At 67.1% G+C, this 22,647-nt stretch carries 32 protein-coding genes; 22 read left to right on the top strand and 10 right to left on the bottom strand.

Translation table 11 applies throughout. The annotated features are described in order from the left end of the window. The first annotated feature begins 153 nt into the window (after positions 1–153). The 5 genes from SALPAC2_RS0123975 (at position 154) to SALPAC2_RS25380 (ending at position 4,817) form a co-directional block, all read left to right on the top strand. Positions 154–777, top strand: a complete 624-nt coding sequence (locus SALPAC2_RS0123975) for a hypothetical protein (RefSeq protein WP_018219166.1) — start codon at positions 154–156, stop codon at positions 775–777. 324 nt (positions 778–1,101) lie between these two features. Next, positions 1,102–1,932, top strand: coding sequence for a ParA family protein (locus SALPAC2_RS0123970; RefSeq protein ID WP_018219165.1), 831 nt, complete (start codon positions 1,102–1,104; stop codon positions 1,930–1,932). A gap of 574 nt (positions 1,933–2,506) precedes the next feature. After that, positions 2,507–2,827 (top strand): hypothetical protein, encoded by a 321-nt coding sequence (locus SALPAC2_RS0123965; RefSeq protein WP_080637028.1) that lies wholly within the window; start codon positions 2,507–2,509, stop codon positions 2,825–2,827. A gap of 984 nt (positions 2,828–3,811) precedes the next feature. Next, a complete protein-coding gene (locus SALPAC2_RS0123955) occupies positions 3,812–4,309 on the top strand; it encodes a hypothetical protein (protein WP_109745467.1) in 498 nt (165 codons plus the stop codon). Then, positions 4,299–4,817 carry a bifunctional DNA primase/polymerase gene (locus SALPAC2_RS25380; protein ID WP_080637027.1) on the top strand — a complete coding sequence of 173 codons (519 nt, stop codon included), beginning with the start codon at positions 4,299–4,301 and terminating at the stop codon, positions 4,815–4,817. Before SALPAC2_RS0123955 ends, SALPAC2_RS25380 begins: the two co-directional genes overlap by 11 nt. 54 nt (positions 4,818–4,871) lie before the next feature. Here SALPAC2_RS25380 and SALPAC2_RS0123945 read toward each other — a convergent pair whose 3' ends face one another. The 3 genes from SALPAC2_RS0123945 to SALPAC2_RS0123935 all read right to left on the bottom strand — a co-directional run bounded on the left by SALPAC2_RS0123945 (position 4,872) and on the right by SALPAC2_RS0123935 (position 6,579). Continuing rightward, complete coding sequence (locus SALPAC2_RS0123945) at positions 4,872–5,336, bottom strand: hypothetical protein (RefSeq protein ID WP_018219161.1); 465 nt, start codon at positions 5,334–5,336, stop codon at positions 4,872–4,874. 65 nt (positions 5,337–5,401) lie between these two features. Then, positions 5,402–5,803, bottom strand: coding sequence for an MmpS family transport accessory protein (locus tag SALPAC2_RS0123940; RefSeq protein WP_223874161.1), 402 nt, complete (start codon positions 5,801–5,803; stop codon positions 5,402–5,404). Positions 5,804–6,315: 512 nt separating this feature from the next. Further along, positions 6,316–6,579, bottom strand: a complete 264-nt coding sequence (locus tag SALPAC2_RS0123935; protein WP_018219159.1) for a hypothetical protein — start codon at positions 6,577–6,579, stop codon at positions 6,316–6,318. Between the two features lie 400 nt (positions 6,580–6,979). Here SALPAC2_RS0123935 and SALPAC2_RS25375 point away from each other — a divergent pair, with 400 nt between their 5' ends. The 3 genes from SALPAC2_RS25375 (at position 6,980) to SALPAC2_RS0123920 (ending at position 8,111) form a co-directional block, all read left to right on the top strand. Next, entirely contained in the window at positions 6,980–7,258 is a 279-nt protein-coding gene (locus tag SALPAC2_RS25375; RefSeq protein WP_018219158.1) for a site-specific integrase, read from the top strand. Continuing rightward, positions 7,259–7,603: a hypothetical protein gene (locus SALPAC2_RS0123925; RefSeq protein ID WP_018219157.1), complete on the top strand. Its 345-nt coding sequence runs from the start codon at positions 7,259–7,261 to the stop codon at positions 7,601–7,603. Between the two features lie 76 nt (positions 7,604–7,679). Further along, positions 7,680–8,111: a hypothetical protein gene (locus SALPAC2_RS0123920; protein WP_162561413.1), complete on the top strand. Its 432-nt coding sequence runs from the start codon at positions 7,680–7,682 to the stop codon at positions 8,109–8,111. 586 nt (positions 8,112–8,697) lie between these two features. Here SALPAC2_RS0123920 and SALPAC2_RS0123915 read toward each other — a convergent pair. Both SALPAC2_RS0123915 and SALPAC2_RS0123910 read right to left on the bottom strand, forming a co-directional pair. Beyond that, positions 8,698–9,033 (bottom strand): hypothetical protein, encoded by a 336-nt coding sequence (locus SALPAC2_RS0123915; RefSeq protein WP_018219155.1) that lies wholly within the window; start codon positions 9,031–9,033, stop codon positions 8,698–8,700. 193 nt (positions 9,034–9,226) lie between these two features. Then, complete coding sequence (locus SALPAC2_RS0123910; RefSeq protein ID WP_018219154.1) at positions 9,227–9,475, bottom strand: hypothetical protein; 249 nt, start codon at positions 9,473–9,475, stop codon at positions 9,227–9,229. A gap of 319 nt (positions 9,476–9,794) precedes the next feature. On the opposite strand from SALPAC2_RS0123910, the gene SALPAC2_RS0123905 reads away from it, so the two are divergent. From SALPAC2_RS0123905 to SALPAC2_RS0123845, 12 genes are all read left to right on the top strand, one after another. Next, positions 9,795–10,193, top strand: a complete 399-nt coding sequence (locus SALPAC2_RS0123905) for a hypothetical protein (protein WP_026185095.1) — start codon at positions 9,795–9,797, stop codon at positions 10,191–10,193. Between the two features lie 3 nt (positions 10,194–10,196). Further along, positions 10,197–10,574, top strand: a complete 378-nt coding sequence (locus SALPAC2_RS0123900) for a hypothetical protein (RefSeq protein ID WP_018219152.1) — start codon at positions 10,197–10,199, stop codon at positions 10,572–10,574. 47 nt (positions 10,575–10,621) lie between these two features. Continuing rightward, complete coding sequence (locus tag SALPAC2_RS0123895; protein ID WP_018219151.1) at positions 10,622–10,975, top strand: hypothetical protein; 354 nt, start codon at positions 10,622–10,624, stop codon at positions 10,973–10,975. A 227-nt stretch (positions 10,976–11,202) separates the two neighbouring features. After that, positions 11,203–11,385 (top strand): hypothetical protein, encoded by a 183-nt coding sequence (locus tag SALPAC2_RS0123890; RefSeq protein WP_018219150.1) that lies wholly within the window; start codon positions 11,203–11,205, stop codon positions 11,383–11,385. A 489-nt stretch (positions 11,386–11,874) separates the two neighbouring features. Then, entirely contained in the window at positions 11,875–13,134 is a 1,260-nt protein-coding gene (locus SALPAC2_RS0123885) for a hypothetical protein (protein WP_018219149.1), read from the top strand. A 773-nt stretch (positions 13,135–13,907) separates the two neighbouring features. Beyond that, complete coding sequence (locus SALPAC2_RS0123875) at positions 13,908–14,213, top strand: hypothetical protein (RefSeq protein ID WP_162561411.1); 306 nt, start codon at positions 13,908–13,910, stop codon at positions 14,211–14,213. 679 nt (positions 14,214–14,892) lie between these two features. Then, on the top strand, positions 14,893–15,015 hold the full coding sequence (locus tag SALPAC2_RS28275; RefSeq protein ID WP_263404680.1) for a hypothetical protein: 123 nt from the start codon (positions 14,893–14,895) through the stop codon (positions 15,013–15,015). Then, on the top strand, positions 15,012–16,100 hold the full coding sequence (locus SALPAC2_RS0123870) for a hypothetical protein (protein ID WP_018219146.1): 1,089 nt from the start codon (positions 15,012–15,014) through the stop codon (positions 16,098–16,100). The genes SALPAC2_RS28275 and SALPAC2_RS0123870 overlap by 4 nt, the downstream gene beginning before the upstream one ends. Then, positions 16,097–16,396 carry a hypothetical protein gene (locus SALPAC2_RS0123865; RefSeq protein ID WP_018219145.1) on the top strand — a complete coding sequence of 100 codons (300 nt, stop codon included), beginning with the start codon at positions 16,097–16,099 and terminating at the stop codon, positions 16,394–16,396. Before SALPAC2_RS0123870 ends, SALPAC2_RS0123865 begins: the two co-directional genes overlap by 4 nt. A 268-nt stretch (positions 16,397–16,664) precedes the next feature. Then, on the top strand, positions 16,665–17,162 hold the full coding sequence (locus SALPAC2_RS0123855) for a hypothetical protein (RefSeq protein WP_018219144.1): 498 nt from the start codon (positions 16,665–16,667) through the stop codon (positions 17,160–17,162). A 10-nt stretch (positions 17,163–17,172) separates the two neighbouring features. Further along, positions 17,173–17,478: a hypothetical protein gene (locus tag SALPAC2_RS0123850; RefSeq protein WP_018219143.1), complete on the top strand. Its 306-nt coding sequence runs from the start codon at positions 17,173–17,175 to the stop codon at positions 17,476–17,478. A 3-nt stretch (positions 17,479–17,481) separates the two neighbouring features. Then, on the top strand, positions 17,482–17,787 hold the full coding sequence (locus SALPAC2_RS0123845) for a hypothetical protein (RefSeq protein ID WP_018219142.1): 306 nt from the start codon (positions 17,482–17,484) through the stop codon (positions 17,785–17,787). 615 nt (positions 17,788–18,402) lie between these two features. Here the strand turns inward: SALPAC2_RS0123845 and SALPAC2_RS25365 are convergent. Beyond that, positions 18,403–18,612, bottom strand: a complete 210-nt coding sequence (locus tag SALPAC2_RS25365; protein WP_033662060.1) for a DUF397 domain-containing protein — start codon at positions 18,610–18,612, stop codon at positions 18,403–18,405. Between the two features lie 162 nt (positions 18,613–18,774). On the opposite strand from SALPAC2_RS25365, the gene SALPAC2_RS0123835 reads away from it, so the two are divergent. Further along, entirely contained in the window at positions 18,775–19,083 is a 309-nt protein-coding gene (locus SALPAC2_RS0123835) for a hypothetical protein (RefSeq protein WP_162561409.1), read from the top strand. Positions 19,084–19,178: 95 nt separating this feature from the next. On the opposite strand, the gene SALPAC2_RS0123830 is transcribed toward SALPAC2_RS0123835, so the two are convergent. Beyond that, positions 19,179–19,502 carry a hypothetical protein gene (locus SALPAC2_RS0123830; RefSeq protein WP_018219139.1) on the bottom strand — a complete coding sequence of 108 codons (324 nt, stop codon included), beginning with the start codon at positions 19,500–19,502 and terminating at the stop codon, positions 19,179–19,181. Positions 19,503–19,751: 249 nt separating this feature from the next. Then, positions 19,752–20,099, bottom strand: a complete 348-nt coding sequence (locus SALPAC2_RS25360) for a hypothetical protein (RefSeq protein WP_018219138.1) — start codon at positions 20,097–20,099, stop codon at positions 19,752–19,754. 168 nt (positions 20,100–20,267) lie between these two features. On the opposite strand from SALPAC2_RS25360, the gene SALPAC2_RS0123825 reads away from it, so the two are divergent. After that, the gene (locus SALPAC2_RS0123825) at positions 20,268–20,774 is read left to right on the top strand and encodes a hypothetical protein (protein WP_018219137.1); all 507 of its coding nucleotides are present in this window, start codon (positions 20,268–20,270) and stop codon (positions 20,772–20,774) included. 903 nt (positions 20,775–21,677) lie between these two features. Here the strand turns inward: SALPAC2_RS0123825 and SALPAC2_RS25355 are convergent. Both SALPAC2_RS25355 and SALPAC2_RS0123805 read right to left on the bottom strand, forming a co-directional pair. Continuing rightward, positions 21,678–22,028, bottom strand: coding sequence for a hypothetical protein (locus SALPAC2_RS25355; RefSeq protein ID WP_027657357.1), 351 nt, complete (start codon positions 22,026–22,028; stop codon positions 21,678–21,680). Between the two features lie 219 nt (positions 22,029–22,247). Beyond that, entirely contained in the window at positions 22,248–22,463 is a 216-nt protein-coding gene (locus tag SALPAC2_RS0123805) for a hypothetical protein (protein ID WP_162561407.1), read from the bottom strand. Positions 22,464–22,647: the final 184 nt, after the last annotated feature.

Here is a 22,647-nt window from a genome sequence, read left to right as displayed (position 1 = left end):
AACCTCCCCTGAAAGGAGGATGCAACCGAGGCCAGTACCGGTATCAGCGAAAAACCAACAAAGCTAGTTGCATAACTTCTACTGGGCCGCTAATGTGGGTGGCGCGTGGGGTGCTGGAACTCCACCGCAATCCTCAATCCGAGAGGGCGACCCATGGTTCGCACTAATGACCGCCTAGCGGCAATCTTCAGATTCAGACCCGATCGTGCCTCAAGGCACACCCCCGTCACTGAGGAAGACCTTCCGCAACCGTCCCCTCAGGATGAGGGGACGGCAGATGACCGGGAACTCAACTTCATTGCCGAGCTGCTGTGGCAGCTCGGCGGGCAAGCCGACTACCAGACCATCGCCAGTGCGGTCCCTCCGGGACTCCTGCGCCCCGACGACGAGGTGGAGGGCAACCCCACCCGTCTGCAATGGGCTCTGCGCCGCGGCGTGTGGGGTGGCTGGTTCTCGGTGGAGCCCAACGGGCACAACTACTGGTTTCTGCTGACCGAGGTTGGCTGCGGGAAAGCCAACCTCGGATCTCTCGAGGGCACGGACCTACGGAAGCTGCTGGCGCTAGCGCAACAGCTCGCAACCGGGGTCTTTGCGATGGCCAGTGGAGAGATCGACGGGCCCTCCCGCGAAAACTATGGCGGCATAGCCGCCAAGCTCGCCGAGCTGGTGCACGCTGCGGGGATAGCCGCAACCCGTTGCGGGCACACCGGCAGCACGAAGGAGTACCTGGGGCAGGTAGATGTGCTCTTCCATGACATCACCCGCAGCAACAGCTAGGGCACCATCTACCAACTGAGGCGTAGCCCTGTTGACCAGGCGAGGAGGACACGTGGCCGGTAGTGACATCACCCCACCCCTGTGCGGGTACATCACCCCACCCCTGTGCGGGGACGTCACCACCGGCCGCGTGTCCTCCGGCACTCACCACCTGCTCAGAGCGCATGATGGGGTGCTTCCGCTCCCCACCGACAACGCCTCTACGGTGGGGAGCCTCGGGGCAGGCTGCGACGGGACGCAGCCAGCCACGAAGGGGCCCCTTCACCTTGGCGGCGCTGACGCGCCGCCGCATCCATCCGAACCAACCCCTAGTTAGGACCCCCCATGGCAACAACCATCCTGATCAACTCCAACAAGGGCGGCGTGGGTAAGAGCGCGCAATGCCGGGAGCTGGCGTGCGCGCTGGCGCGTGCCGGCTGGCAGGTCGACGTGGCCGACATGGCCCCCCAGGGCAACACCACGAGACGGTTCGGCATCGACCGTGCTGCGTTGGCGGCTGCCGGTCACCCGGGCACCGCCGACTTGATCGACCCCACCAAGAACATCACCTACCACCAGACGCTGGTCCCGGTGGAGTGGGATGTCCCCTGGACAGGCAACATCCGTGTAGCGCCCTCCCTGAACGCCATCAACATGCAAAACCGCAATTTGGAAGCGGGCAGGCCCGGCGCGGAACGGCGTCTGTTCGCTGCTCTACGCGGCCAGACCGAGGACCGGCACGTGGTCCTCATCGACACCGACCCCGGCATGGACCACCTCATGGCCGTCGCCCTCGCCGCGGCGGACGGACTTTTGATCACCGTCGAGCTGGACTACGACGCGGTCGAAGGTGGGGTAAACGTGGTGTCCTACCTCAACGCCAACAAGGTTCTTATGGGCCTGGAAGACGTGAGAGTCGTCGGGGTCGTCGTGACCAAAGCCCGCCGGGAACTGTCCGCCACGGCCAGGGTGCAGGAGGAAAACCTTCCGCAGGCTTTCGCCGCCGCCGGGGGCCCAGAACTCATCTGGACGCCGTCCGTGCCGCTGTACGACACCCTCGCCGCCGCACTGTCCGACGCCCAGCCGTTGGAGGCGTACAACCACCCGTCCGCACGTCGCCTCGAGGACGTGTTCGCCGCGCACGCGGCACAACTCGTCAAGGCCATCGGCTACTGAAAGTTACTGTCTAGCCACGAGAGGAGATCCCCATGGCGACCACAAAGAAGCCGGTTCCCGGTGCAACCTCACCTATGGTCCCGCCCCCGCCGCCGCCGCTCCCGCCGCCCTCGCCGGTACAGCGGCAAGCCCCACCCCAACCCTCGCCTCCGCCGGCCCCTCAGGAACCCGTGTACACGCAGCCTCAGGAACCGGCGAACGTGCAGCCTCAGGAAGTACCCCCGGCGCAGACTCCAGCCACCACCGCACAATCCGGCGGCGTGGTTAACCAGTTAACTAACCTCCCCCAAACAGGGGATGTGACGCAGGCCCTGTCGCTCGCCGCGATGGTGGGCCCCCACATGGTGGACCCAGAAACTGACCGCAAGCTCGCCGGCTTCAACTTACCTCAATACGTCATCGATGCGCTCGATGCCACCGTCCGACTACGCCTGGTAACCCCACCGGTCACGGGTAAGGCACTCAACCGACAGGAGATCGTAGACCTCGCGTTGAAGCAGCTACTACCGTCAGCCCTTCTGGACCAGGCATACCTAAACCGATACGGGCGGCCACGACCAGGAGGAGGGACCCAGTGAGTAGCGCAGTGCCCTCCTCGCCCGGCACACACCCACCGACTGCCTTCGACGGCACCGACCCCGTGGACCTCAACGAGCTAGGAGCGGAGTACCGGGCATGGCGCGCGGTACTCGACCTGCTCGCCCGCACGGGCGAGACCATGCCCCTGCCCGCAGAGTTCGCGCCCGACCCGACGATGCTCATCATCGCGGCGGGCTGGCACTACCAGCCCGCCCTACGCCGTGAGGGCGACCGCTTCGTCCTGGCCTGCACACACACTGGATGGACCCCGGACCTTCTAGCCGCGCAACAACTCCTAGCGCGCCACGGCGAGTAGCCCCCCGGTGTCGGGTCGCTCGAGTCGCCCCCTTGCCCGGGGGCGACTCGACACCGACGCGCGTGGGGACGGCCTCAACACCGCTCGACCCACCCCACCCCTGTGCGGGTACGTCACCCCGTTCTCCCCCCACGGTCAGTCATGCTGCCCGCACGCACGCTCGTCGGGCGTGGTGAGCAGGAAAAACGCCTCATCGTGGCCGGTGGGGCCGGCGCTACCCACCCGGAATCACGAGCGCTCCCAGAACTCCCTCAATCGAACGTCCGTGACATGCCCGCACAGGGGTGGGGTCCTCCCACGCCGCCACCGCAGCCTTTCTGGCCTGCCCGTTTCTGCTGGCGCGCGCCGGGTCGGACCTGACGCGGCAGGTAGACAGAGCACACACCAGGGCCCAACGTGATACTCTTCTGGCCGTAGCGGGACTCGATCCCGCCCTTCATTGAGGCAAGTTGCAGCCCTTAATCTGGGCTGTCGCCGATTATCTGTAGCGGGTGTGTTATACCTGCCCTTCATTGAGGCAGGTTGCAGCCCTTAATTGAGGCTGTCGCCGGTCGATCATCTGTAGCGGGCATTGCCCGCCCTTCACTGACCCCGGACCGGCCCGGTCCGGGGTCGTGGAAGTAAGCACGCGACCCCGGCACGTCACACTACGGGCGGCCCGACGTAGGTGACGTGCCCGCACAGGGGCGGGGTCCTCCCCTCCCACACCGTCCGGCAAGGGCCTTCAGCGGCACGCCCACCGGTCCGCCTCAAACCGCGCCGCCCGCAACGGACCGAGCCCTGATCGACTCGGCTGCGCTACACTGCCCGCACGGCTGCCGCGCCAGCCGATCCGGGAGCCCATCCCTGCCACGCCGGGGGCGGGCCGCGAACGGAGAAGACGTCGCAGACTCAGCGCCCACCCACTCGCACTGCTGTCAGGCATTGGATCTCGTGTCGGTTGGGGTCGGGCGTGGGCGTACCCCGGCCGCGAAACGAGCGATGATGCCGAAAAATAGTCGCAAGCTCACCCGCGCCGCGACTCAGCGCCGCGACAGCACCGGCGAAACTTACACCCAGGCCCGGCAGGGCGTGATCGCCACCCTGACCCTGCCAGAGCCCGAGCGTCAGGCCCACGCCTTCCGCGCGGCCGTCGCACTGCGCATGGTCCACGCCGGCGAGGACAAGACCACGGCCGTCACCGCGGTGGAGGCGATACAGGACATTGCGCAACGCAACGACTGGACCTTCCCCGTCGCTCAGGCCGCCTACGACGACCCCGCTAACCAGGTCATGTGCCAGGAGTGTGGGTGGACCAACGGCATGGTGTGCCCCGAGTGCCCCGGCTGCGGCTGCTACAACAGCGGATGCTCGGGCTGGCGGCACGAGGAGTTCATGGACGACGACGAACGCCGCGAACTCCACGAGTGCCCGGAGTGCGGCGGCGACATGCGCAACCACTACGACTGCACCTGCTACGACGACGTTGACGATGAGGACTGACCCCAGACCCACGCTGGCTGCCGGCCTGGCAGTGTTTCCGCTGCCGGCCGGCGCCAAGGGCGCCGCCCCGGGCTGGTCACGCCAGATCACGACCGACCCCGCGACAGTCGCCGGCTGGCCCGATGGCGTCAACATCGGTGTTGCCTGCCGCGCCTCGAACGTGGTCGGGCTGGACCTGGACCGCAAGCACGGCGTCGATGGTGTCGACACCCTGCGGGCGCTGTGCGCCGCGGCACGCTGGCCGTGGCCGGACACCCTCACCGTGGCCACCGCACACGGGCTGCACCTGTACTTCCGCGCCCCAACCGGCGTGGTGCCCAGCTCGATCGGCCGGTGGCCCGGCATCGATGTCCGCGCTCCCGGCCGCCGTCTCGGCGGCTACCTCGTGGGCCCCGGCTCCGTTGTCGACGGCCGCCCGTACACGATCAGCCGGAACCGGCCCATCGCGGCGCTACCGCCCTGGCTGGCCGCGAAGCTGACCGATTCCCGCGTGGTGGTGACGCCGTGACCAGGTGCGCCTAGTCACGGCAACGTCAACGAGCCGTACGCTAGGTGCTCACCGTCACCCGATGAGCTGGTCGAGCGTCGCTGTCGGCGTGAGCGCGTGCATCTCGTCGTGGCCGGTGGCGATCGCCATTGCCTCGATGACGCGGCGGGCGTGGGCGTGGCCGCCTGCCACGACGGCGTCGCGTAGGTCGACGGGCTCACCGCTGGCCAGGCTCACGGCCAGGGCGACCAGCCGTTGCGCGCCGGTGCCCCACCGACGTGCGACCGCGATCGACTCCACCGTGGGCCAGTCGCGGACGAACGCGGCTGTGACCGGCGCGTCCGTGTCGTCGTCGTTGTCGAATTCGAGCATGCTCACCGCGTCATGCTGGTGTGGGAACGCGGTGAACGTCAGGAGGTGCACCGCGGCCTGCATCGTCGGGCGGCCACCGAATCTCGCGCCGACGGTGAGCAGGTCGATTAGCTCATCCGGGCTGCATCCCGACGGGTCTCGTGGTGCGGCGTTGTCGTCGTGAGCCATGAGCCGTACCGTACGTCACACGGCAGCTACCGATCTACGCCCCGGTGCTGCCTGTGTGTGACAGGTCAGAAGCTGTTGCCGGTACAGGTCACCACCGCGTAGTCGCCCTGAGACGTCTTCTCCTCCACCACCTCACCATCGATGGTTATCTTGCAGGTGATCTCACCGGAACCACTCTTGATCTGCGCACTGACCGAGGTCAAGATGGGTTCTTCCTGCGTGAGTTCTTCCTTCCACGGCAGGGTCGCGTTCGCCTCCTGCGACTGGTCGCCCCCGATAACCCAGCTCACACGCGCGTTGTCGGGGCCGGTGACCTCCAACACGATCGTCTTTTCCGCCGTGCTGTCGGTGGTCTCGGCCGTGGCGGGAGCGTCGGTCTGCTCCGGCGACCCCTGACTGTCGGTGTCGTCGGTGCCGCCGCTGGAGCACGCAAGGGCAAGCGCGGTCAAGCCGGCGAGGCTGGCCACGAACAGTTTCGTACGCATGACTCTCCATGAGGGGCCAGATCGTCGGACCACTGTGGGCGGCCGGTCCTGGCCCCCGATTTCGCCCCGGGCCGCAGCGGGCTATCTTGCCGGCACACGCGGTGCGTAGGCAATCCTCCGCGATGGGCTGTCAGCTAGGCGACGCACAGACCCCCTCTTTCGGCGAGGGAACGCCGGAAAGCCACTGTCCGGATTGATCGCGACAGATACGACACTCCGGCTGGGGATCGACTGGTCTTCGTGCCCGGTAGCAGCAACGCCAGCCCTTCGGCCTCCTCACCGGCCCCACCCGATATCAACTGACCGCGCCTCAGACACCCGTAGCAAACCCGCGAAACCCAACAAAACCATCGCGGCGTCACGCATTCCCCCGAGGAGTAGCACGGTCACACACACTGAGACACCGCACCGCGTCTTCGATCCGCAACGCGGAAGAACGCTTCTTGACCCAACCCTGCCGCGCCAAGGTACGCTCATGCTCGCGCTGCACACACCTAGCGCGGGCACGCCGTCGGGAACCGGTTGTCCGTGCAACGATGCCACGCCATGATCGCGGCTTTGTGCTTGTTGATCGTGGACGGTGCCCGTCTACGTTCCGCCAGGTGTTGCAGGCACTCGGTGAGGACGTCAGGAGCGCACGGAATGAACCAACCCGCCGCCGTTGACCGGGCCAGCGCCGGCCGCGTCAGGTACGACTCAAGGCCCTTCGCGAGCATGTCCGGCACATCGGACTCGGCAATCGCGATCCCCTCGTTCACTGATGCCTCAGCATGGTGCGCCGGGCCAGCGGTACGTGCGCCGCTGCACGCGTTGGAAGTTGTGGGGCACATCGGGTAGCGCGTCCTAGGACGCCTCAGAGCGAGTGTGCCAACCCACGACGGCCACGTCGGGACTGGCACGACTGGGACGCTCGGAGCGCGGAGCATCCGTTGATCCCGCACTGGCAGTCCGAGTCGGGTGACCACCACCCGGCGCTGTGCCCCGGTGGAGGCGACGTTGGCGCGGGCGGCGTATCTGATCGGGCGTGGCGCCCCCGGACCTCTCCCCTGCTGCGGGCTGTCGACCAGCACAACCGGGTGTCCGGGGTGGGACGTGGAGCATCTACGCGGGCGGGGTCGGGTGCACAGTAGCGGCCGGATGTCGACACGGGGCCTTAACATGGCGTTCCAGTCGGTGGTGCTGGCCGCTGGTATCCCGCACGCCAGCACCTACACGTTTCACTCGCTGCGTGTCGGTGGAGCCTCCGAGCTGCGACGCCGAGGGGCGACGATCGAGGGCATCGCGGATGCCGGACGGTGGTCGCGGCACTCGACAATCGTCATGGACTATCTGAGGGCGGCGGAGCGGTGGATTGATCATCCGATGCAGAAGGTCGGCGCGTACGCGGTGACCGAGTATTTGGCGGCTGTGCTTGGCAGGGAAGGAGCTGGACGATAGATGTTCAGGAGATTGGGTTCGGACCCGCTGACGGGTCAGGTGGTCGTGATGCTCGGCGTCACCGTGGGAGAGATGCGGGAGTTGGCCGACGAGGCGGCGTTTTCGGTGTCTGAGATGGTCAATGTGGGTGACCATCCCACGTCGTTCGCCGGCCTCAAGGTCGTGTTGGTGTCCGCCTCATCCGAGGCGGAGTTGCAGCAACGGTTCGAGGTGTTGGCGGGATTGGCCGACATGCGGTTGGCTGATCGGTGCGGCGAGTGCGATTCGTGCCGTGGGGTCGCTACCGCCGCGCGTGCGGTGGTAGCTGAGGCCGAGCAGGTGGCCCGGAAGGCGAGCGAACAGTGAAGACGGACATCCCTTTGGTAGTTGACCTCGACTCGGCTGCCACCCCGGACGGCGACGAGTGAGCGGCGATCTGCCGATGCCGCGGAACCCGCTGTCTCGTCAACGCGAGCAGCTCCGCGCGATCGAGGCGGCCGAGGAGACCAAGCTCAACGACTTGATCGTGGTGGCCGAGGCCGAGAGCGTCGTCGGCGGAGCCCGGTTCGCCGAGCTCGACGCGGAGAGCAAAGCGGCCCGGCGCCGGTTGAGCGCCGCGCGGGGCCGGCTGACTCGAGCGCGCCGGGACGGCAGCGCGCAGAAGATCGCCGCAGCGCACGCGGCTGTACGGGCTGCCGACGCCGACGCGGGACGTGTGGCCGCGGCGGCACTGGACGAGATGCACCAGTTGATACGCGCGAGGCTCGGCACCCTGCGCGCCATGAGCGACCAGATCGACGTCTCCTGGGCGGCCCAAGCCGCGGTCATCGACACCTACCGGCGTCCGCCCGGCTCTCCGGAACGACCGGCGTGACCGCCGAGGTCGTCGCGCTGCCTTGTAGGCGACCGCGAGTGCGAGTCGAGAGGTGGACTCCACTACCGCGATTCTTCCGTCGGCGGTAGTGGTCACCTCCGCCTCGACGGTGGCGGCTTCCCGCCGTTCCGCGCGAATCCGATCCCCCCGTGGGGTCGCTACCGCCGTGCGTGCGGTGGTAGCTGAAGGCTGAGTGGGTGGCCCGGAAGGCGAGCGAACAGTGAGGACGGACATCGCTGATACCGGGCAGTGACCGGGCCCTAGAGCGTGCGCGCGGACGACTGACCACAACAGAAGCTAGGACCCCCGGTATCCGGGGGTCCTGACTGCTGTGATTCCACCCCCACATGCGTGGGGAAGTGCCCCTAACCAAGAGGCTGGTACGGCCAACGACCGATACACCCCCACAGGTGTGGGGACCCCCGCGTTGGCGGGGACAATAATCCGTGATGCCCGCATCGTGTGCTAAGCGACGGATGACCCCCGCCTTGGCGGGGAATTCAGTCATGCTAGCAGTCGCCTAACCCGATGGGAAGGAGCGACATAGAGTCACGGTGTGTACCCGGCTTCTCCGTTCGGGGGCCACTTACTGATCGGGCAAAGCCCACGCGAGGGACTCCAGCACAGAGAGTGCGGTCGCGTGTGACTGCGCGGTGGCGGCGTGCGACACCAGCTTGACAAGTTCCGATCCAGACAGCTTTCTACCAGTGTCGAGCTCCTTGCAGAGTTCCGCCGCCGCCCTCTCGATTTCGACCAGCGATCGCCGCAAGTCCGTCCGCCGCCGCGCGGAATCCAAACGGACTCCGTGCGCGGCGATGCTGAGGGCGATCCGCTGTTCCGCCGCCTGTTGGTCGTCCTGTGCGGTCATCGCGGGTACCTCCTTGGTCGGCAACTCAAAGTGGCGGATCATCAGCACCGCCATGACCCCGAGAGGGTCACGTACACAGCTTCTCCGTTCGGGGGTTGAGTGTCCTCTCGGTGGCGGGCACTGCTTCGGAAGCTCGCTGCCTGCCAACACCCACACTAATCGGTCACATAGAATCAGTCAAGCGTCATTGTGCGGATTTTATGTGACCCTCAATGGTGTTCCATGCAGTCAGGGGTGAGGGTGAGGCTCATACGCCGGTGATCCGCGCAGCCAGTTCGTCCGCCACGGTCTGACACCACCGCTCGGTGATCGGCCCGTCACCCCATCGGGCCACGATGTCGACCCGGGACGCGATGACAGCCATCCCGGCCGCCGTGGCGAACTCGGCCGTGACCGCGCACGCACCAAGGGAGCCCGACACGGCGATCACCGGATCACGAGCGATGTCCAGGTCCATCAGTTGCCAGACGGTTTCGGCTGTCAGGGTTTCGGTCATCGGCCTCTCCGGATCATGGGAACTGGTAGGCGAACCTGTCCAGTGTCGCTGCCGCTATTCGGGATGCTCCCTCAGGCCCCGCCACGCACTTGTCGTACAGGTGTACGGCGGGTCGGTCCCCGGTTCCTCCGATGGAGCTGACACTATGGACCACAGCAACACATCGGCGCATGTTCATATGATCGGTTTTGTCACCTGCACGGGGGTTTAGGTGATAGGCACTCTTTCCACGTCCACGCCTCGCGTCGGCACCGGACTACACGCACCATCCACGACACCGGCGGGTACCTGGCAGCGACTGTCCCCCACCCGGGCACGGGTGGCCGTGCTGTCCTGGCGTGCTGTCGGGCTGATGTTGATCACCGCGACAGGTTGGGACGTGATCGGCCTGGCCCTGATCGGTGACCGTGTGTACTCCTCACCGGCCTACGATCTGGCCCGGCAGATCCCGGGCGGGATGCGAACCTACGGCGTAGCCCTGGCCGCGTTGCTGCTCTACATCGTCTACGGCTACGGGCAGTACCGCGCTGGCCGGGGCCGGCGGCTACGACTCGGCCTGGCGCTGCTGGCCGGCTGGCACCTCGGATGGCTCGCCGTCCTGACCGCCACCTACGTCCTGACCTGGCAAGTGCCGTCCTGGCGGGCGGTAGGAGTCGGCGCGTTCGTCACGGCGGTGGCGCTGCTGGTTGCCCGCGCCACGCCACCGGACCGGAGGTAGCCGGTGGGGGCCGTCGAGGTACAGGCGGCCGGGTGGCCGGCATGGTGGCAGATTGTCGGACCGATCATCGCCGCCCTCATCGGGGTGGCCACGGGACTCTATGGCACCCGCAGCAGTTGGCGGGCCGCCGAGGCGTCCAACGACACGGCGCGGGCACGCCTGGATCACGACCGGGACGCCCACGTGGACGCCCGCACAGACAGGCAGCTCGAGCAGACGTGGGCTCGGCTGACGGAGGTCACCGCGGAACTGGACCAGCGCACGGCACAGTTTTGGGCCCTGTGGGAGCAGCACCAGCGGCTACGGCTGGCGGTGATGCACCTCGGACACGACCCAGACGCGGTGATCGGCGCGACCGGCAATCACGGACCTCGGTCCTGACTACCGGTCGCATTGAACTGACAACCACGAGAAACGGGGGAACAGCGATGAACGAGCAGACGGCTAACCCATCACCGCCGTCCGAGGCGCTTAAGCGGGTATCGGACCGGGCCGCAGCCTACATCCGCACGGTGTGGCCGATGGCGCTCGGACACGTCGCCGCGCTGGTCGCCGCCTACCTGGCGGCCCGCTCGGGAATCCGGATGGACGAAACCTGGCTCATTGAGGTGATGGCCCTTGCTGCGGGCGCGGCCATCTACGCCGCCGGCCGGTGGCTGGAGCAGCGCACCGGCACCAGTGGGGTAGCGCGGTCGGCGCGGTGGCTGGGCCGGTGGGTGCTGTCGATCGGCATCCACACCGGTACGCCGGTGTATGTGCCGCCGGCCGGCACGGGCCGCTAGCCCGAGCCGAAGTACACGGAAAAGGCCGGGGCCCACCTCCAGCGGGCCCCGGCCTTTCCAGGCACGGTGCGGTACGCCTGTCAAGGACGGGACTAGGCCGTGCCTGCACGCGGCGATCGAGGATGACGCGTGGCACTGGCGTGATCGCCCCCGGTGCCACGGCGGGCCCGCAGGATCGCGGGGGCCTTTTCGGGCTCCCGTAGCGGGGCATCCGACGGAAGGGACCGATGGTGGAATCACCCGAGGAACAGGAAAAGCGCAAGATCGCCCTAGCTGTAGAGCTTGGCGTGGCCTGTGAGCTGGCCTCTGCCTTTGAGGCACTGACCAGCAACAAGGGGCCCAATCTTGGGGTTGGGCCCCTTGTGCTGATCCTGTTGCTCAACGTGAGCCACAACTCACGTAAGCAGTAACAGCACGGGGGCGTCGTTGCTAGTTGGCAGCGGCGTCCCCATCTAAACCCTTCGGGCTCGCAAGGGATCGTACTTGATTGCCTTCTGTTGGGCTCGGGTGGCATCCCTCCTGATACCTGGGGAGAACGATCTCCAGTTCCTCCGATGGACCGGCCGGCACGGGCCGCTAGCCCGAGCCGAAGTGCGCGGAAAAGGGCCGGGGCCCGCTGGAGGTGGGCCCCGGCCTTTTCAACGCCGCGGTGGCCTAGTCAGCCTAGGTAGGACCCGGCTCGATGCTCCTGGGGAGGCTGACCCAACATCATCGCGCGTGTTGGTGGTGGCCACGCTGATGGTGGCCGGCTCTGGTGGATGCCCTCGACAAGCTCTCCGGGTCGGCCACTCTGCAAACCATAATTCGCAACTTGGCTTGCGAATTATGGTTCGGTGCTCCAGACTGGATTGGTCGAGGGCAGTCCCGTAAACGGGCCACCATCCAGGAGGGCAGGAACTATGCAGATCACCGTCCCGCCAGCGGAACCGAAGACCTCCGCGTGGCGGAAAACCATCACCGCGTTGGGTGCCGGGAAAGGCGGTGGTGCCGTCGAGGGGGTTTGGCTTCAGCCCGGTGACGTGGTGGACGTGCCGGTCGGCACGCTCGTGGTGGCGGTCGACAAGGTCACGACCGGGCACGCCTACACCTATCGCGGCGGTGAACCCTACGCCGTGCAGGATGCCACCGTGACGGTGTCCATCGTGGCGGCAGAGGGGCTGCGGAAGTTGTGGAGCCGGCACTACAAGTCGGCCAAGTCGGCCTTCGGGGCGACGACGCAGAGAAAGATCGCGGCCCTGCTCAAAGAGCATCCCGTGCCAGACGGAGAGGTCAGCGTCGTCACCGAGGCGCAGCGCCCCAACCGCCGCGAGGCACGGTGCCGCTGGTGCCAGACCACCGTCTACGCCGAAACCGGCCATCTCGTCGGTCATGGCGAGAACATCGAGGTCGAGCACTTCGGGCAGTGCCCCACCCGCAACGTCGCCGCCGGCACCCCGTGTGCGTTGTGCGGGGTCACCGTCAGCGCCGGCCGGCTCGACGCGCCAGCCGCCACGATGATGATCCGCGAGAGCGGCGGCGGCCGGTGGGAAACCCGGCATGCCTCATCCGTGGATTGCACCACCAACCCGCCGGAGAGTCACGAGGACTACACCGCCCGCTGTGACGCGCAGAGCCGGGCCGCCGCCGAACAGTTGCGCGTCGCGGGTGAAGCCGACGAGCGGCGCCGGCAGCAGCGGGCAAAGCGGAAGGCCGCCCGAGAGGCCGCCGCCCGAAAGGCCGAGGAGGAGGAGATAGCCCGCGTGGCCACCCTGACCGAGACCTCCCGCAGCTCGGTGAACCTGCACGACAAGGGCCTCGGCGGGAATCGCCGCGCGGCCCTGGACGAGATCACCATCTCGCTGTCTGACGGCACCACCACCACACGCTGGGAGGTGCGCGTCTACAGCAAAGGCAGCGGATGGACCGGGGAGGACGGCGACCCGGACGAGGGACAGAGCACCGAACACACCAACAAGCAGGAAGCGCAGTTCGCCTACCGGCGCTGGGAGTTCTCCCCACCCCGCCGCGAGCGCGAACGCAACACCCGCAACGCGGGTACGTGCGCCGAGTGCCTCCGGTGGGTCGGGGCCCGCTTCCCCCGGCAAGACAACTCCGGTATCCCCGGCCTAGTGTGCGCGAAATGTAACCTTTACGCTCGATACGAACTGTCGTTCGCGTGATCACGAGCCCCGGCGGGTGCACGTCCACCCGCCGGGGCCGGACAGAGAGAATCCGTTTGTGGATGAAGCCCCCGAAACCCGCGCGGAGTTGGCCCGCCGCCACGGGGTACACCCCTCAGCTATCACCCGCGCGCTACAGGCAGCCGAACAGGCGCACGCCCGGGACGCGACCCAGCCCGCTCCACCGCCATCGCTGAATCCCGACAGCCCTCACCAGGTGTGGTTGCCATCGGTGTTCGACCCCTGGTGGAAAACTCGCCCACGCCGGGGACGCCCACCATCGTCTGAGACGAGGAGCCGAGGCGATCGCGGCTAATCCATCAAGGTTGGGGTTGGACAAGCCCGACCAACAAAAGTCATCAAACATTGCTTGACAGTTTCTATTGGGTCGGTATGGTCAAGTGGTGAGGGGCTGGAACCTCACACACCAACCGAGAGGAGCCGTCATGGCGATGCCGTCGATTCGGTGCGGTCACTGCGATGGCCGCCACGAGAGCGTGGCGCAAGTACGCGAGTGCGACGCCGAACTCCGGTACCTCAGCGAAGACGACCAGTGGACCGAAAGTGTGGCCAGGGCTGAGGCCGCGTGCGAGCGGTACCTTGAGGACCGGGGCTACTGGGCGGCGACAGCCCAGGAAGAGTACGAAATGAGCTTGGGTCTCTGGCCGTAGAACCGGGGCCCGTCTCGGGCAGGCCCGGACAGACACAAACCAGGCCATCAAAAAGTCCCAAGTATTGCTTGACACCTTCTGTTGGGTTGGTGTGGTCAAGTGGTGAAGGCTGGAACCCTCGCCAAAACCAACCCCGTAACCGAGGCACGGCCGCCAGGAATGGGGATCGATATGATGTTCGCTACCAGCGATCTTGAGGAAATCAAGCTGGCGCTTTCTGATAAACGCCAGTCGATCCAAGAGCACGCCGCCGGCCTTGAATCCATCGCCGAAACCCTCTCGTCCCGCGCCGATGCCAGGGCAGACGATGCACGGAACCACGCAAAGCTGATGCATCAGCGTGTGGTCGAATACGACCGAATAATCTCAAAAGTTCATGCTGAGATCCGGCGTCGCGACAACGCTTGACGGCGGGCGGCGGGCGGCGGGCGGCGTGACGCGCTAGGCTGGGAGGCGTCCAAACACAACTAGAGACCATTCTGGCTACGCGCCGCGCTGGGGGGTGCTAGCGCGTGCCTGTGAACGGGCGCTTCGGTTGGCAGGACAATCCGCAGCCTTGCACCGCAAGGAACGGGGTGGGTTCGGAAGGAAGGGCCGGCGGGTGCCGGCCCTTCCGCTGTGTTCTACCGGTGGGACTGCTCGGCGTACCGGCGGCCCGCACTGGTCAGCCACCACACGTTCGCCGGGGGCTGACGGTCCCCTCCCGGATGCCGCGCATGATTAACCAGTCCCGCGCGTAGCAGCTCCCCCAACCGGCCCGTCACAAAGGACTTGCTCACGCCGGACGCCCTGGCAATCTGCGCGATGGACCGCTTGACTCCGGACCGTTTGCTGTCCAGAAGTGTCTCCCAGAACGCTCTATCACGCTCTTCGGCACTCATCCGATCGGCCATAGATTTGATCGTCGCACACGCGAGATCCTTTGCACGTTGCGATCCACGGGCTACTGTGTGTGTGAACCACAGTGGATGCGGGGCAAACGGGACCCTTGTGGCAGCGACGAACCGTGGACGGGAACCCACGAGCACGTCGCGCATAAAACGCTGCCCTGCGTACCTCTTTGGCAATGACATTACGGAGAGACGCCATGGGACCAGAACGGGGCCAACGGCGTACGTGGGGGCAGGTCGCGGCGATGCGCGCCGTGGGAGCGGGAACTCAGCACGGTGCCCGCCGCGACCTGCACCGCGCGGACGGTGAGCGCCTGTGAGCGTTCACCGCCGCCGGGCCCCGCGTCACCGCCACGGCGCACCCAACTACGCGCCGATTCCCACCAACAATGATGCCGGCTACCACATCGCCGAGGCCGTCGCCCGGCTAGTGGAGCTGCGCGACGCGTGGCCGTGGCTGTCGGCGTTCCGCACCCCCGGCACCCCCTCCTACCGCCACGAACGCTCCATCGCCGCCGCCGCTGAACACGCCCGCGCCGAGCAGTGGCACAAAGACCGCGTGGCCGCCGCCGAGGCAATCCGCTGCGGACGGGTGCCCTCAGCCCCCCACGCTGCCGCTACGAACCTCGCCGCGGTGCACGCCCGCGCCCGCATCGCCGCCGACGTCGCCGCGCTCACCGCCGCCGTCCTCACCGCCTGCGAGCTGCCCACGGTCCGGCCGGTGATCCGGCAGGGCACGCACGTACTCGTTGGTGCCTGCCAACCCTGCCGGGGCACCGGACGCACACTGCCGCCGCGCTGGTGGCCAGCCGGACAGCCATGGCCAGCCCGCCCGGCCGGCTCCCCCGACGAACAGCCGTGGGTGCCGGACCCGGTGCCGTGCCGGCACTGCCACGCCGGCGAGGCCGTCGCGGTCGTCGCCTACGACCTGCCTGACGCCATCATGACCACGGCGGTCGGACTCCTGGCCGACCTACTGCCCCGGGTCACCGACGCCGAGCTGGCCGACCGCGCCAGGCACGTCCTCGAACGCGCCAACCGCATGGCGCGCGCGACGGTCGGCGTGGACACCGAGGACTTGCGCCGGCTACCGGCCAGATGCCCGGCCTGCGGACTGCGGGAGCTGCACGCCGAGGTGTCGTCGCTGGATGAGATGCAGTGGTCGGTGCACTGCCTCAACGGCGACTGTCGCTGCGTCGGCCCTGACTGCGGATGTGGACGTGCCGTGCGCTGGCCCGGCCGCCGCCACCGGTGGGGCGTGACCGAGTGGAGCGGACCCGACGGGTTGGCCACCCGCCTCGGTGTCGACATGACCGCGCTCGCGCACGGCCGCCACGGTGGCGCGACGCGCACCCGGTCGGCTCCCCTGACCACCACCCGCCAGGGCCACGGAGGCCGATCATGACGGAATCGCTGTCTGGCCGGGACCAACGCGTGTTCTCCGTGGTCTTCAACGCCATCACCCGCGCGTTGTGCCCGCGACGGTATGTGCCGCTGGCCGAGCGTTCGGAGGCCGCCTACATGATCCTCGCCGCGATCAATGCCGAGCTGCCGCCCGCGGCCAACCGGCGGGGGCTGCACCTGGTCGACGGCCGGCTCACGGTCCGCGTCGAGGTCGGGAACCTGTGCGCCGGTGTCCGTGTCAGCTCCGACGCGGTGTCGATGCTGCTGCCCCTACTGGTCATCCGGTGGCACCGGTGAGCGCCCGCCACCGGGTCACCGCACGGCCCAGCACCGCCCGAGGGTGCGGGCACGTGCGCTGGCCCCGTGACGCCCGGCTTGTCGTGTGGTCAACCAACGCCCGCCGCACCGTTGACGGCGACGACTGGCATCGACTGATGGGCATCGTGCGACGTGCCGCCGCCCGCCACCGGCTGCATCTGCTGCCCGCCACGGCGCACATCTGCCGTACCACCGACTCGCAATCGATCTGGGTAGCTGCCACCCGCCCCCAACAGCGGAGGACATCATGGGCCACGATCTGGACTACGCTGACCGGCCGCGCGGCAATCCCCTCGTCGGGCCGCGTACCCCCGCGACACCGCCGGTCCTGACGCATCCCCTGCATGACTGGCTCACCCGTGCCTGCGATGACCTGGAGCGCTACGACCGGCAGGCCCCGCCCGCGCCGTGGCAGATGGAGCTGTTACGCGGCACCTGGTGGGTAGGGCCTTCCACGCCCCGCAAGGTCGCTGAACTGTTCGCGCGCATCACCCACGGCACCCGCCGGGAAAACCAGGCCACCACCCGAATCATCACTACCGCCCGGAATCTGGTGCCGGGTCTGGTGTTGGTGACCCGCGACGTGCTGCGCACCCACGCCGGCCGCGCCGAGTACGTCTTGGCCGGCGGTCCGGCGTGCCCGAGCTGCGGACAGGTGTGGCCGTGCCTGACACTGCGCCGCGCTGCCGTGCCGTACGCCTCGTGGGCGGTCGGCTACGACCCGGCCTGGCAGCCAGGCCGATGATTGGCCGCTCGTGAGCACGGAAGCGATCGCCGACGCACTGCGGACACGTGCCACGGAGGGGCACTACTGCGTGGCTCCGGGGTGTCCCCGTACCGCTACGCGCGCGTTCGTGTTCCACCGGTTGGCCCACCTCGCGGGCCGGTGGTGGAGACCCGGCGACTACCTCGACGTGTGCCGTGAGCACGCCCGCCAGGTCTACCAGGCGCACCAGGCCGACACGTTCGCGCAGGTCCCCGGCTGGCTGCGCCCATTCGTGGGGCACTGTCTGCCGGACGGCCGCCGGCCTGACCCCGGCGGCATGATTGGGCTGGTGTGAGCCATGATGATCAACGGCGTGGAGTACGTCACGGCATCTGACATCCGCGCGCGGTTTCCGGAGGTCACACCAGCGCGGTTACGCGACTGGCGGCGGCGTGGGCTGCTCGCGGTGGTCACCAAGGGGGAGTTGGCCGCCGCGAAAGGCTGGCCGGTTCCGCCGAGCCCGGACACCCCGGCACGCCTTCTCCACCGGTCCTCGGGGCGGTGGGAGTCGGTCTGCCGGTGGAGCGGCCCCGGCGGCGTGGCCGTGGTGGAGGCCGACACCGGGGCGAGCCCGGTAGGACGCAAGCGCGTCATGTTGGAGTGACCGCCGGGGGCGGTTCCTCGACTGGGGGCTCTCCCCCGTCAGCTCCCCACCGTCCCTGGCCCCGACATGCGCGGCACGGGTGGGCCACATGGGCGGTAGCCATCATGCCGGGGGGCACGTTCGCAAATCCGCGGCCGTTGATGATGAACAGGCTACGGGGGGACGGCCGGATCGGCCCCAGGGCGGCAACGTCCCGGGAGATCCAACCATCCCCCCTGCACAGAGGGCACACAACCATGTGCGCAGCGTACGTCAGGTCAGAGCCAGCCTGAACCCTTGCAACGGGGGCACGTGTCCCAAAGTTTCTGGGACTCCACCTTGCCCTTGCCGGTCGATACCTTCTTGTCCACCCACTTGCCGCCACGACCACTGCACTGGCCGCAGATGGGCTTTGAGGTGGCCCCACCCTGGGGTTCCTTGCGTGCCATTGCGTCGCCTCCCTCTCGGATTGCGGGAGTGGTGGTTCCAGCTCCACCGCCCCCTTCGATAGACACCACACTATCGAATCCAATAGAAAGACACAAGGTTTACTGTATAGCTTTTCGTGTCCCGTAAAACAGGCAAAATGCGGCCCGCGCCCCCGTACATGGGCGCGGGCCGCACGGCATCCCCAGGTCAGACGGCTACCAGCCTCCCGGCCGCGGCAGCACGGCCGACCGTGGCCACCGACGCCACATCGACCACGAGCACGGAACCCTGCCGGTCCTTCGTGTCGCGCACGGCGGCCATCCCCGCGACGACGCCACCGAAGTTCACTTCGACGCAGTTGTCGCAGTTGGGCCCACTCTTGGAGGACTTAAACCACATATTGGGGCGAGCTGTCATGACATGCTCCTTGTAGCGGGATCGGGGGAATTCCTCTCGGTGCCAACGATTCCCGCCACCCGATCGCCACACTGTGTCGCCAAGGCGACACAGTTTCTACTGTGATCATGAAAAGAGCCACGATGGATGTACCGAGAGGAACCAACCCACGAGGGGACCACCATGCCTGGCCTTTGTGACCGCTGGACCGACGACCTGCCACCCCTGCACCCCACCGACCAGGTGGCCGACACCCGCATCCTGGCCCGGGTACTCGGCGAAACGCCCGGCTCCGCCTCAGCCCACCTACTCGCCGCGTGCGAGGCCGGCGGCTACGACGTCCAGGAGAAAATCCGCAGAGAGTTCCCGGCCCTCGTCGCCGCCTTCGAGGCGTGGCGCCGACACGCCGCCCCCCACGCCTGGCAGGTCCCCACCGTGGCGCAGGTCCGCGCGGCCCTCAACGCCACAAGCCAGCCCCACGAGGCCGACTGACGCCACACGAACGGCCCGCCCGCCGGCCAACGTGACAGCGACAGACGGGCGTCGACGGAAACCCCCACCCCCAGGGCCTTGGGGGTGGGGTCCGCCTAACTGGTCGCCGAACCGGTGCCGTCGCTGGCGTGCTTCGTGCCGGTGTCGACCTCGTCGGCGAGGCGTCCAGCGATCGCGAACACGACGGGCAGATACCGTGCGAGTTGACCTATCACCTGGAGCGGCTTCAGTCCGCTGGGGAGGGGCAATTCGGTCACGATCCCGTTGCGACGCATGGTGAGGACGTTAGTCGGGGAAATGTCATACTCGACGTGATCGGGGATGGGCCTGCCAAGCAGATAGGCAGTCATCTCCGCCTCGTCGTCACAACGGCCGTGAATGGCCCCCAGCTCGACGGCTTGGTCGAGCAGGGCGACCACCGCCGGGAGGTCGCGCTTACGACGGGGGATTCCGATCAGGACCCCAGTTGCTACTCCATCGATCCGTACTCGGATGTCAGGTTCACACCCTGAAGCTCAGGCGCTTACGAGCCCGTTCGATGCGCTCGGCCGCGTGTTCCTCGTTGTAGGCGCGCTCATAGTTGTTCAACTTCTTCCGTCCTCCTTGTGATGTCGGCGGTATCGGTGAGTGGGGTTGAGCGCCCCGGCGTGGGCCCGAGGCGCAGCAGATCAGCACCACCCCGCGTGGGTGGCCGCACACACGGGACACATCCCATTCGGCCGATGATCAGACCAGAGGGCCGCCACCTTCGTCGGGTTCGCACCGAGAAGGCGTCCCTGGCGGGCCGCCGCTCGAGCGGCGCTCTGATAGGCCCGGTCGTATTCGACCTGTAGCCCATTCAGCTCGGGGGTGAGGCGCGGGTAGGGGACCTGCCCTTCTGCCCGCAGTGTGTCTCCCCCGTATCGGATCGCTTCGTTCACCGCCGCGCGCGTTGCCGCGCGCGCGGCCTCCCGCTCGCGCAGGTACTGCGCGAGCGCCGCCGGAACCAGCGGTAGGGAGGTGTGTGCCGTGGCCATGGGGCCCTCCTCTCGGTGTGCGAGCGGTTCCAACTCCGCCCACACCCACCACTTAACCAGACCATTAGAAAGTTTACAAGGAGCCTTGATAACTTTTAATGGTCCGGTTAGTGTGATGGATGTAAGGCGGGAGAGCTGGAATCCCGCTTCACCCCGAGAGGAGAGCGCATGGAAAACATCGAACCTCGGAACTTCCCCCATGTGGGGCTGACCCCCCCAACCGAGCCGAACATGTGGACGGCGGGGATGATGCGCCACCTCATCGGGGCCCTTGAGGGAGCCCCGGTAGACATCACCACAAACAACCAGAGAGGACTCACTATCGAGCGAATCCGATTGGTGCGGGTGTACGCAACCGCAACTAACCGCGGCTACACGTTGACCTTCGCTCGCATTCGGAGTAGCCGAACTGGTGCGGAGGTTCCCGTCCCCCTGCACAAGATCGGGAACACCATAACCGCTCATCAGGATGGGGTCAGGCAGAAGGCGCTGTGCTCCTACGAGGAAGAGCAAGCGGCGGCTATCCGCGTTGCCCAGCGGGTATTTCCCGATATGGCCGGGCCGGGCGCATGGAGTGCCACCCCATACGGCCACGGCGTCGGCATCGCATACATGCCGCACAATGCGGCCGACCGCGTGTGCCGGCAATTGCGGTTGCCCATCCCCCACGCCTGACAGCCCTGTGGCTTCCGAGGGCGGCCCCGATCTGCCCTCGGAAGCCACAGACTTAACGCCGGAGCTGACCCGACGACCGCACCCGGCAGAAACGCACGCCCGGCGGGGAAAGTGACGGGTACCGCACATGCTCGCCCCGCCGGACAAGCCGGGGCGGGGCGAGCATGTGCGGTACGGTGTTCACACGCAGGGTGCCTTGGACGCAGGCTGCCCGCGAGTCAGTCAATGGGCCTCAGCATCGGGTCAGCCCCGCGACGCCGTACGATCCGGAACATGAAGAAGGGAACGCGGCCGTTCCCGCAGAATGGGAACCTCAACTGGACTATCGCCCCGATGCTCAACACCGGGCCGAACGGTTGGCCGCTCTCCCAGGTTCCGGTGCCCGTCCACTCCGATCCACGCCAGGACTCGATGATTGGCTCCGCACAAAGCAGTGCGCCCGGCCTCCCCGACAGCACCCGGTGGGGATACCCCGGGCTATGGACCGGGCCATCCACTCTGTGGACAAAAACCCCCTGGTACTTGATCCAGCGGCGGTCACGGTCGTACGGGTCAGCCTTAACTTCCTCTAGGTCGATGATCGGGATTGGCATGGGCGCGGCCCTCTCTGAGGGGCGAGGTTCCAGCTACCTCGCCTTGACACCCACTACACTAACCGGGACAGCAGAAGTTATCAAGGCTTCCTTAGATGTTTTTAAGTGGTCGGGTTTGGGGGTGTCCCGGCCCCGCAAGCTCCGTAGACAGCAGTCACCCCCGCTCCTCGCGAGGAGCGGGGGTGACTGACCGGCCGTGACCGGGGGCTTAGCCGATATTCCATTCCGGGTGCCCGTGCCAGCGCCGGCGTGGCCCAGCGGGGTCTTCGCATGAGAGGGGCGGCAGAGCGCCCCTCTCATGCGGTGAGGCTCAAGAGCCGTAGTACGCCTCGTTCCACATCCCCTCCAGGACTTCCCCGAGGGTGTCGCAGTAGATGCCGCTCTCCTTGACCTTGAGGGTCTTCCACGAGGGGAGTCCTTCCCCTCGCCGCCGACGCATCCGCCCGATCTCGACGCCGTACGTGTCGTCGGCTCTCAGAACCACGATCACCAGCGCGGTACGTGAACCCTCTCCTATGGTGAATCGAAGTTCCCCCTTCGGGTCATCGTGGCGGAACTTGTGGGCACCCAACAGGAGCAGTCGGCGTCGGCCGATCTGGCTGAGTGTGACCTGATGGTCGGCCGGGGCACGGTCAAGATCATTGAGGACTGGCATCGACATTGACATGTTCGACCTCGTTTCGGGGGGGGGCGGGTCGGGGGTTCCAGCTCCCCCGGCCTCACACCAACCACCATAATCGGGACAACAGAAGTTGGCAAGTAGGATTTCGATCCTTTTACTTGGGTTCTTTAGGTGGCGATCCAGCGGCCCGGGGGAAACGCCGCGCACACGGTTGCGCCCCCACCCTGCGTGCGCAGAGCGGGGGCGCAACCGTGTAGATCAGGAGACGGAAACAAGCTTGACTGCCGCATCCGGACCCGCGATCACCACGACTTCCTGGTGGTCCTTCACTACCCCTTCCCGGCAGTCCTCCACTACCCCCTGGATCATCATGTAGTCCGTGGCGAGGGTGATGGTCACTACCTGCATGACCATGGGAAGGGAACCTTTCTCCACCTGAAACTCGATCATGTCTCCGGGATTGATGCTGCTCATTGTTCCCCCTCAGGTGGGGGGCGGGGTCCAGCTCCCCGCCCCGAACACCCACTACACTAACCGGGACAGCAGAAGTTGTCAAGGCTTCTTTTGCGGTTTGTGGGTGGCCGTGTTTGTGGGGTCCGTCCTACTCGACTTCAGAAGCTCGGTAGGCAGCAGTCACCCCCCGCTCCTCGCGTGGGAG

It is taken from the genome of Salinispora vitiensis, from assembly GCF_000378825.1.
Taxonomy (GTDB): Bacteria; Actinomycetota; Actinomycetes; order Mycobacteriales; family Micromonosporaceae; genus Micromonospora; species Micromonospora vitiensis.
This window is presented reverse-complemented; position numbering and strand designations above follow the sequence as displayed.